Source organism: Nocardia sp. NPDC059228, from assembly GCF_042754245.1.
In the GTDB taxonomy this organism is placed as follows: Bacteria; Actinomycetota; Actinomycetes; order Mycobacteriales; family Mycobacteriaceae; genus Nocardia.
Map to the genome: position 1 here is coordinate 115,082 of NZ_JBHZAL010000025.1, position 9,064 is coordinate 124,145.

Genomic DNA, 9,064 nt, shown 5'->3' on the forward strand with positions numbered 1-9,064 from the left:
CAGCACCCCGGGCCGCTGGTCGGCTACGCCCATAGGAGGGCAGCCATGACCCAGACTCAGTCACCGATCACCACCCCGGAAACGCGGGGTTCTGCGCTCGAAAAGTTCTTCAGGCTATCGGAGCGCAAGACCACCATATCGCGTGAAATCCGTGGCGGCATCACCACATTCGTCGCTATGGCGTATGTCATATTGCTGGTTCCGCTAATTCTCGGCGGCGTCACCGACGCGCACGGGGACAAGCTCAATATCGCTCAGCTGACCACCACGACCGCCTTCTCCGCCGGCCTGACCACCGTCCTGATGGGCGTGGTCGGCAATGTGCCCCTCGCATTGGCCGCCGGCCTCGGTCTGGTCCCCGTCGTCGCCTATCAGGCCGCACCCCATATGACCTGGCCGCAGGCCATGGGCCTGGTGGTGCTGATGGGCATCGTCATCGTCATCCTGGCCGCGACCGGCCTGCGGACGATGATCATCAATGCCATTCCGCTGGCCATGAAGAACGCCATCGGCGTCGGCATCGGCATGTTCATCGCCATGATCGGCCTGGTCTCCTCCGGCGTGGTGGGACATGGTGCGCCCGGCGGGCCACCGGTAACACTGGGTGTCGAAGGACATCTGGCCGGCTGGCCCACGGTGGTCTTCGCCGTCGGCCTGCTGCTGATGCTCGCCCTGTTCATCCGCAAGGTGCCGGGCGCGATCCTGATCAGCATCGCCATCTCGACCGTGCTGGCGATCATCGTCAACGCCATGGCGACCATCGACCCCAAGGCGTGGGGCACGGTCGTCCCCGAGAAGCCGAAATCGCTGTTCGCTTCCCCGGATTTCGGTCTGATCGGTCACATCGACCTGTTCGGCGGCTTCGCCACCGCGGGTGCGGTGACCGCCACGGTGGTGCTGTTCACCCTGGTGCTGACCGGCTTCTTCGACGCCATGGGAACGGTTTTCGGCGTCTGTGACGAGGCGGGCCTGGTGGACGAGAAGGGTCAGGTGCCCGGCATGGGCAAGATCCTCACCACCGACGGTGTCGCCCAGATCGTCGGCGGCCTGTCCGGCGGCGCGGGATCCACGGTGTACGTCGAGTCGGCGACGGGTGTCGGTGAGGGCGCCCGTACCGGTCTGGCCAGCGTCATCTCCGGCGGATTGTTCTGTGCCGCCATCTTCTTCACCCCGATCGCGGCCGTGGTGCCGATTCAGGCCGCCGCTCCCGCCCTGGTGCTGGTCGGCGCGCTCATGATGACGCAGGCCCGCAAGATCGACTGGAACGATCTCGAGGTCGCCGTGCCGGCCTTCGTCACGATCGTGCTCATGCCGTTCACCTACTCGATCACGAACGGTGTCGGTGCGGGCCTGATCGCCTACACGGTGATCAAGCTCGCTCGCGGTAAGTACCGCGAAATCCATTGGCTGGTGGCCGTGGTGAGCGTCGTCTTCGTCGCCTACTTCGGTATCAACGGCATCGAATTGGCCCTGGGAGGCTAGTCATGCGCGACATCGCGGCACAACTCTTGGAATGGCATGCGGCGGGCAAGGAATACGCCGTGGCCTCCATCATCGGGATCGGCGGCTCCGCGCCCCGTCCGATCGGCGCGGCCCTGGCCGTGGATGCCGACGGCACCGTCATCGGAAGCATTTCCGGCGGCTGTGTCGAGGGTGCGGTCTACGAGTTGTGCCGCGAGTCGCTGCGAACGGGAGAACCGCTCCGAGAGACCTTCGGCTACAGCGACACCGACGCCTTCGCGGTCGGATTGACCTGTGGCGGAACGATTCAGGTGTTCGTCCAGTCGGTGACCGAGTCCACTCGCGATGCGGTGGAGAAGGTCCTGCGAGCTGAGGGGGAGGCCGTGGCCATGGTCCGCGACCTCGACAGCGGCGCCGTCATGGCGCTGGGCACCTGGTGGACCTCCGGAGCCGAATTCGACGAACGGGTGGTGGCCGAAGCCCAGGCCATGCTCGACGCCGGCACCACCGCGGTGCGCACCATCGGGTGTGGTGACGCCGAGGTCACGGTATTCGTGGAATCCCATGTGCCGCCGCCGCGGATGATCGTCTTCGGGGCGATCGACTTCGCGGCCGCGGTCGCCAGCATCGGCAAGTTCCTCGGCTATCACGTCACCGTCTGCGACGCGCGGGAGGTCTTCGCCACCCGCGCCCGCTTCCCCGGCGCGGACGAGGTGGTCGTGGAATGGCCGAACAAGTATCTGGCGCGGACCCAGGTGGATGCCCGGACCGTGCTGTGCGTGCTCACTCACGACGCCAAATTCGATGTGCCGCTACTGGAGGTGGCGCTTCGCCTGCCGGTGGCGTTCGTGGGTGCGATGGGATCCCGGCGGACGCACGAGGACCGTCTCCAGCGGCTTCGTGCTGTCGGGATGACGAATGCCGAACTGGCGCGGCTGAAGTCGCCCATCGGACTCGATCTCGGCGGGCGGACTCCGGAGGAGACAGCCGTCTCCATCGCCGCCGAGATCGTGGCGGTCCGCCGTGGGGGCACCGGAATGCCTCTGGGCACCTACGGCGGACCGATCCATCGCGATGCGATCGCGGTGCCGGAGGTGACCGTTCCGGACTCGCCGGACGCCCTCCGGCTCACCGCTTGATGCATCGGTCGACCGAAAAGGAACCACGGCAATGCCTTTGATCTTCCTGAACGGGGGTGCCATGCGCGGCGGACCCCTGAACCACCTGCTCGAGGGCGCGCCCTGCGCCGGGGAGGTCAGGACCGCGCCGCACTACCGGTTCTATTCGGTCGGTGACCGCTTCCCCGGCCTGCACCCGGTGGCCTACGGCGGCGCGCCCATCGCGGGCGAGCTGTTCGAGGTGCCGATGCAGGTGCTGCGCACCCGCCTGCTCCCGGCCGAACCGCCGGAGCTGGAACTGGGTGTGATTGTGTTGGACGACAACCGTTCGGTGCTGTCCATGCTGTTGCGCCGCCCGATCATTTCCTACCCGCAGCTCATCGACATCACCGATTTCGGTAGCTGGCATACCTACAGGGAGGAAACGGCCCGATGAAGTACACCGCCGAGGGCGCGCTGCGGAAGTTCGACGTGCACTGCTCGATGCTGTTCACCGATCTGCCGCTGCTGGAGCGTCCGGCGGCGGCGAAGGCGGCCGGGTTCGACGCGGTCGAGTTCTGGTGGCCCTTCGGCGAGAACCCGGTGCCCGGGGACAAGGAGGTCGACGCGTTCGTCTCCGCGGTGTCCGACGCCGGGGTGCAGCTGGTCGGGTTGAATTTCATCGACCTGGTGCCCGCCGGGCGGGGACTGGTGTCCGTGCCCGGACGCGAGGCCGAATTCCGGGACAATATCGACGTCACCGTGGGGATCGCCGAGCGGCTGGGATGCCGGTCGTTGAATGCCCTGTACGGGAACCGGATTCCCGGCGCGGATCCGGCGGTGCAGGACGGGCTGGCGTTGGAGAACCTGCGACTGGCCGCGCGCGCCGCCGCGGGCATCGAGGCGCAGGTGGTGCTCGAGGCACTGAATTCCATCGAGTCGCCGGACTATCCGATCGTGTCGGCGGCGCGCGCCGTACAGGTGATCGATGCGGTCGGCGAACCCAATCTCCGGTTCCTCTGCGACCTCTATCATCTCGCGCGCATGGGTGCGGATCTGTTCGGCGTGATCGCCGAATACACATCCCGGATCGGGCACGTGCAGATCGCGGATGCGCCCGCGCGCAGCCGGCCCGGCACCGGAACCCTCGATTTCGAGGCCCTCTTCGCCGCCCTCGACGCCGCCGGATACGACGGCTGGATCGGGCTGGAATACCAGGACCCCGACCGTGATTGGAGCTGGATCGAGTGAGCGTCGTGCTGAGCCGGCCGGGATCGTGGACACCGCAGGGGCACTGTGCGTCGGCGCTGCCGCCCGGCTGGGTGGTGGAGCGGTTCACCGTGCAGCTGCCGGTCGTCGGACGCACGCGGCATCGCCACGAGCGAGTGGGGCCGACCGTCACGAGCGAGTGGGACTGACGGCCATGAGCGAGTGGGGCTGACGGCCATGAGCGAGTGGGACTGACCCCCGCTTCACGGGCCCGGGAGCCGCTGACCGATGAGGGGCCGGCGGCTCCCCGCGCTTCACTGCGTCAACGCCCGATCGATGACCACGGCGTACATCGCTGTCTCCCAGGGCTCCGGCTCGGCACCCAGGAGGATCTCGTCCAGAAGTGGCGCTCGCGCCAGGCTTCCCGCGCCGTAGTGGCCGGAGGCGCGTGCACTGGCGATGACCGCGTATATGACGGTGGCATACACCTCGGACCGCTCCGCGAGCACGACACCGTCCTTCGCCTCGAAACGCCGCAACCGATCTTCGACCGCGTCGATTACATCCTGCAGCGCTCGGATCTCGATATCACTCTGGTCGTCCACGCCCCACCCCCTTCGGTCTGCGGTGCGATTCACCGAAAAGAAATGTCCTGGCCTGCAATTTGATCGGGCAGATTGTGATCGGGCACTGGGCGTGCGCTTTCTGCGCGGCGAGCGCATCGGAAACGGTCATCCTCGGCAGTGCTCGGTGACTGGATCGTGGAAGGTCGAACATCGTTGGAACCTCCCCATATTCGGGATTGCGACCCCACCAGCAGACCATCAGCGACTGCTTTACACCGGCAATTCCGGAGAATTCGGGTAGATGAATACCGAACCCGCTACCGATAACCGTCGGCCCACTGCGCTACACGGGACCCTCGGCGGATAAGGGCGTGGCTCGGGAGGCGTCGGGTGTGCGGCGGGGCGGTCGGGCCACGGCAATGGCGAGTGTGCGCTGTATTCGCCAGGGGAGTGCCGCGAACAGCGACAGCATGGCGGCGGCGGTGCCGCGCAGGTCGTCGCGGCCGGAGAGGTAGGCGCGCTGGGATTCGGCGGGCAGTGCGAAGAAAGCCTCGAAGAAGAGGGGGAGGTCGGCGGGCGGCAGTGCCAGCAGGGCGCGTAGTCCGGCCTGGCGCAACAGGTGCACGGCGCGCGCCGGACCCGGCCACAGGGGGTCCCCGGCTACGACGGCATCGGCCATCCGCAGGGAGGTCGCGACGCTGTATCCCGTTGCCGGATGCGTGAAAGCGCCCGCGGAGCCGAACGTGCGGGCGTTCGGCCGGCCGCCGTGCACGGGGAATCGGACGCGTTCGACCGGTTCGGTGCCGGTGAGAGTGATTCCCCGGGAACGCAATCGGTGCGTCAGCCGGTCGTGCAGCGTCCGCTGATCCAGCGCCGGGAGCCCGGCCAGGCACGTCTCCTCCAGCAGAACCCGCTCATCGTCCAAGGGCACCGCGTACAGAAACGATCGGGGCGCATCGGTTTCCGCGCCGTTGTCCGCACGCCAGTCCATGAAATACGTCTCCGGCTCCGGCAGGCGGGCCCGGTCCACGATCACCCCGAATGCCGTCTGCTCGGCCAGCCTGGGGGAGCGGGCCACCCCGCGCGCGTCGATGACCCGTCCGGCCGCCAGCACCGAACCCGACGCGAGCCGCACCGACGGCAGATCCAGTCCGTCGTGCCGGTGGCGGGCAGCGGGCGCGATGTCGGTCACGCTGTCCTGCAGGAGCCGCGCATCCGGAAGGTCCAGCGAATCCTGCAGGCGCGCGGTATCGAAGACGATGTAGCGGCGATCCAGTTCGATGCGGTGCCGCGCCCACACGATCGGGTGGTCGACCGTCGCCCCCATCGCCTCCGGAGCGACCCATTGCGGCAGCTCATCCGCCCAGGCCGCATAGGTGGCCGTCCATCGCCGCCGGGGGTGCGGATCGACGATCGTGACCGAGAGTCCGTGCGCCAGCGCGCGGTGGGCGAGGGCTCGCCCCGCCGGGCCCGCACCGCAGATGAGGAGATCATCGGTCACCACGTGATTGGATCATGCCGGTTCGCCCGCCTACGCTTCGGGAATGATGCCGGGCCGGGGAGGGCTCGGGCAGGCCGCGAAAGGTGAGCAGATGACGTATCCACCCGCCGGATTCGGCGGCGACCCCACCGTGCACGGGCAGCCGCCGCAGGATCCGGATCCGGCGTGGTGGGACCACCCCGCTCAGCAGACCGGCAGCCAGCCGCAGGCGCCGCAGCCCGGCTGGCCGGGACAGCAGCCGGCCGATCCGGCGGGGTGGGAGCCCACACAGACGAATTGGATTGGGCAGCAGGGATATCCGCAGCAGCCGGGGTATCCGCAGGACGCGGGATTCGCACAGCAGCCGGGGTTTCAACAGCAGCCGGGGTTCCAGCAGAGCCCGGGTTTTCCGCAGCAGCCGGGCTTCCCGCCGCCGCAGCCACCGAAGTCGAACACCGGGTTGGTCATCGGTGTGGTGCTCGGCGTGGTCGTCGTGCTCGCGGTCGCCATCGGCGCGATCGTCCTCGTCTCCAAGAGCGACGACACTTCGCAGGCCGACGCGACCACCACGACCACCACGATGCTCACCACCAGCGCTCCGGCCACCACCCGCAGTGCCCCGACCACCACCAAGTCCGCACCCGGCGGCAAATCGTTCAGCTATACCGAGTACGGCCAGGACTGGAACTTCAAACTGGGCGACGTCGCACTCCAGGCCACCTACGTGTCCGGTCGCGATTACAACACCTGCGCCGACATCGAGGAAGCGGGCAAGCTGACCGGCCTCGGGTGCAAGCGCGCCTCCGAGATGGCGTGGAAGGCTGAGAACGGCACGCTCATGCTGACCCAGCTGGTGCTCACCATGTCCGACGCGGACAAGGCCTCCGGCGCCGACGGCCAGTTCGACGACAAGGACGTCGTGCTCCCGGAAGGCAGTTACATCAACGACTTCGAGACCGGCAAATGGCGGGACGGCAGCCAGGGCACTTTCCTGGTCATCACCGTGGCCACCGCGACCCCGGCGGTCGACGAGGAAACGGTCAAGAAGTACCTGAAGTACCGCCACAGCGACACCCTGGGCGCGCTCGTCTTCCGCTGAGCGGCCGCGGTTCCGTGCCCGGCACCCACTCCTGGTGCCGGGCACGAGTTTTCGGTCCGTTCGGTGTCAGATGCCGCCGGTGGCCAGCAGGCCGCCGTCGACTCGCACGGTCGTGCCGGTGATCCACGACGACTCGTTCGAAGCCAGGAATCCGATCAGCGCCGCCACGTCCTCCGGCGACCCCAGCCGCTTCATCGGATAGATGCCCGCCGCGGCCTCCTCGTCGGCCGAGTACAGCGCGTCCGCGAACTTGGTCTTGATCACGCCAGGCGCCACCGCGTTCACCCGGATCTTCGGACCCAGCTGCCACGACAGCTCCTCGGTGAGCCGGATGAGCGCGGCCTTGGACGCCCCGTACGCGGCGATCACGCCGGTGGACCGCAACCCCGCGACGCTGGCCACATTCACCACCGCGCCCCCGTGCTCACCCATCCACGCTCGGTACGCCTGCTGCACATACCCCAGCGCCGCAACGACATTCACATCGAAGATCTTGCGCACGGCATCCAGATCGGCATCCATCAGCGCCCCGTAAACCGGATTGATCCCGGTGTTGTTGATCAGCACATCCAGCGATCCGAACTGCGCCACCGCGGTGGCGACCTGCTCGGCCCGAGCCGCCGCATCGCCGGAATTACCGGCGACCGCGACCACCTTCCCCGGATGCCCCAGCCCGCGCAGCCGCTCCGCCGCCTCCTCCAGCGGCTCCGGCTTCCGAGCCGAAATCACCACATTGGCGCCTCGCCTGAGCAGCTCCGCAGCCACCGCGAACCCGATACCCCGGCTGGCCCCGGTGACCAGCGCGCTCTTACCCGACAAGTCATCACTCATGTGATGGCACGTTAGTTCAGTCCCGTAATCTGCGCGGATCCGCCCCGTTGGCGGGGTCATGCCGCCACTTTAACGTGGTCATGCAGTCACACGGAAGGACGAAACCGGTGCAGTCACATGGAGGCAGCGCGGACGCTGGCAGGCAGGCCGTCACGCCCCAGATCGACTCACGCGCGGGTCAAGGGTGTGTCGTGTGCGCCAGAGGATGGGGGAGACCTGTCACCGCGGTCAGTGCCTCGGCGACTTCGGCGAGCGACGCCCGGACGTAGGCATACGTCGCGCCGTCCCCGTACGTGGGCTCGGTGTGTCCGGCGTACGCGCGTGAGACGGCGTAACCGAATTCGCGCTCGACGAAGGTGAGTGTGGTGTAACGCAACCAGTGCGCGCTGACCTGCATGGTGTCCGCCCAGCGGAGGTGTTCGCGGATCCGCTGGGACAAGTAGTCGTACCGGCGTCGTCCGATGGGTCTCCCGCTTCGATAGCGGAGCACTTGTTGGGTCGATTGCACACCTCCGCGTGTGGACACGTGCTCGATGAGCCGGCGCATCAGCAACGGGGATATCGGCTGCCAGCGTTCGCTCTCGCCCTTCTCGCGGAGCTTGACAAGGCAGTCATCGGTGTTGAGGTCGTCAACGGTCAACGAGAGGACTCCGCCCTTGCGGCAAGCGGTTTCGATGTGAAGCCGGACGATGAGGGCATCGAGCTCTGTGTCGTTGCCAGTTGTCGAGGCGACGTGGCCGATCTGTCGACCTTGGTCGAGGGTCAGGGCATGCCGGGTACTGGGAAGCCGTCCAGGCTTGTGAGCCCGACTGGCTGGGTTGTCGGCGGGGCGAATCCAGCGGTCGGCCTCGGCGTGCTTGTAGATGCACCGGATGGCGGAAACCAAGTTTGCGGCTGCGCCACGGCCGCCGCGCGAGTTGACGCGGAGGATGGCGTGGCGGCGGTGTTCTTTCACGACGTTCGGCGGTTCCTCTTGCAGACCGGAGGGATCCGCAGGCCGCCATCATGGCGACGCATCCAATACTTGACGATGGCCGAGCGACAGGAGATATCTCGCGGCCTGGCAAGGGGGGCGGTCTGCCCGGGAGATCGCCGCTTAAATTCCCACCGCCGATTCGATTCCCGACGCTCGGCACCCGAGACGCCGCCCCAACGAACGGGTTTCCGAACACCTCGACCTGCGAGAACACCAGACACAGAGCAGCCGTGCTTGCGTTCGGCCCACCATCGTTTTCCGAACGCGCCCGCCAGGTTCGATCTCGGGGTGTAGGCCCCGGGAATTGGCTCGACGACGGCGCCCGCATCGCCATCGAGACCGTGC

Annotated in this window: 10 protein-coding genes; 6 read left to right on the plus strand and 4 right to left on the minus strand. The window is 67.5% G+C overall.

Annotated elements, in window-relative coordinates; all coding sequences use genetic code 11:
* The first annotated feature begins 45 nt into the window (after positions 1-45).
* From ACFXKA_RS30665 to ACFXKA_RS30685, 5 genes are read left to right on the plus strand one after another with little or no spacing between them, the layout of a single operon-like run.
* The gene (locus ACFXKA_RS30665) at positions 46-1,482 is read left to right on the plus strand and encodes an NCS2 family permease (protein WP_379429955.1); all 1,437 of its coding nucleotides are present in this window, start codon (positions 46-48) and stop codon (positions 1,480-1,482) included.
* Positions 1,483-1,484: 2 nt separating this feature from the next.
* Positions 1,485-2,600 (plus strand): XdhC family protein, encoded by a 1,116-nt coding sequence (locus tag ACFXKA_RS30670; RefSeq protein WP_379429956.1) that lies wholly within the window; start codon positions 1,485-1,487, stop codon positions 2,598-2,600.
* A gap of 31 nt (positions 2,601-2,631) precedes the next feature.
* Complete coding sequence (locus tag ACFXKA_RS30675; protein WP_379429957.1) at positions 2,632-3,015, plus strand: gamma-glutamylcyclotransferase; 384 nt, start codon at positions 2,632-2,634, stop codon at positions 3,013-3,015.
* On the plus strand, positions 3,012-3,809 hold the full coding sequence (locus ACFXKA_RS30680; RefSeq protein ID WP_379429958.1) for a hydroxypyruvate isomerase family protein: 798 nt from the start codon (positions 3,012-3,014) through the stop codon (positions 3,807-3,809). The genes ACFXKA_RS30675 and ACFXKA_RS30680 overlap by 4 nt, the downstream gene beginning before the upstream one ends.
* Complete coding sequence (locus tag ACFXKA_RS30685) at positions 3,806-3,976, plus strand: hypothetical protein (protein ID WP_379429959.1); 171 nt, start codon at positions 3,806-3,808, stop codon at positions 3,974-3,976. Before ACFXKA_RS30680 ends, ACFXKA_RS30685 begins: the two co-directional genes overlap by 4 nt.
* Before the next feature lie 105 nt (positions 3,977-4,081).
* Here ACFXKA_RS30685 and ACFXKA_RS30690 read toward each other — a convergent pair whose 3' ends face one another.
* Both ACFXKA_RS30690 and ACFXKA_RS30695 read right to left on the minus strand, forming a co-directional pair.
* On the minus strand, positions 4,082-4,372 hold the full coding sequence (locus ACFXKA_RS30690; protein ID WP_354846826.1) for a hypothetical protein: 291 nt from the start codon (positions 4,370-4,372) through the stop codon (positions 4,082-4,084).
* A 304-nt stretch (positions 4,373-4,676) separates the two neighbouring features.
* Entirely contained in the window at positions 4,677-5,837 is a 1,161-nt protein-coding gene (locus ACFXKA_RS30695; RefSeq protein ID WP_379429960.1) for a lycopene cyclase family protein, read from the minus strand.
* Positions 5,838-5,925: 88 nt separating this feature from the next.
* Here ACFXKA_RS30695 and ACFXKA_RS30700 point away from each other — a divergent pair, with 88 nt between their 5' ends.
* Positions 5,926-6,912 carry a hypothetical protein gene (locus ACFXKA_RS30700; RefSeq protein WP_379429961.1) on the plus strand — a complete coding sequence of 329 codons (987 nt, stop codon included), beginning with the start codon at positions 5,926-5,928 and terminating at the stop codon, positions 6,910-6,912.
* A 66-nt stretch (positions 6,913-6,978) separates the two neighbouring features.
* Here the strand turns inward: ACFXKA_RS30700 and ACFXKA_RS30705 are convergent, their stop codons facing one another.
* Positions 6,979-7,743: an SDR family oxidoreductase gene (locus ACFXKA_RS30705; protein WP_379429962.1), complete on the minus strand. Its 765-nt coding sequence runs from the start codon at positions 7,741-7,743 to the stop codon at positions 6,979-6,981.
* 178 nt (positions 7,744-7,921) lie between these two features.
* Positions 7,922-8,698 (minus strand): tyrosine-type recombinase/integrase, encoded by a 777-nt coding sequence (locus ACFXKA_RS30710; protein ID WP_379429963.1) that lies wholly within the window; start codon positions 8,696-8,698, stop codon positions 7,922-7,924.
* Positions 8,699-9,064 lie beyond the last annotated feature (366 nt).

Coding starts and splice junctions, on each gene's coding strand:
- ACFXKA_RS30670 (WP_379429956.1), top strand. CDS start 1,485: ATGCGCGACATCGCGGCACAACTCTTGGAATGGCATGCGGCGGGCAAG.
- ACFXKA_RS30700 (WP_379429961.1), top strand. CDS start 5,926: ATGACGTATCCACCCGCCGGATTCGGCGGCGACCCCACCGTGCACGGG.
- ACFXKA_RS30675 (WP_379429957.1), top strand. CDS start 2,632: ATGCCTTTGATCTTCCTGAACGGGGGTGCCATGCGCGGCGGACCCCTG.
- ACFXKA_RS30680 (WP_379429958.1), top strand. CDS start 3,012: ATGAAGTACACCGCCGAGGGCGCGCTGCGGAAGTTCGACGTGCACTGC.
- ACFXKA_RS30705 (WP_379429962.1), bottom strand. CDS start 7,743: ATGAGTGATGACTTGTCGGGTAAGAGCGCGCTGGTCACCGGGGCCAGC.
- ACFXKA_RS30665 (WP_379429955.1), top strand. CDS start 46: ATGACCCAGACTCAGTCACCGATCACCACCCCGGAAACGCGGGGTTCT.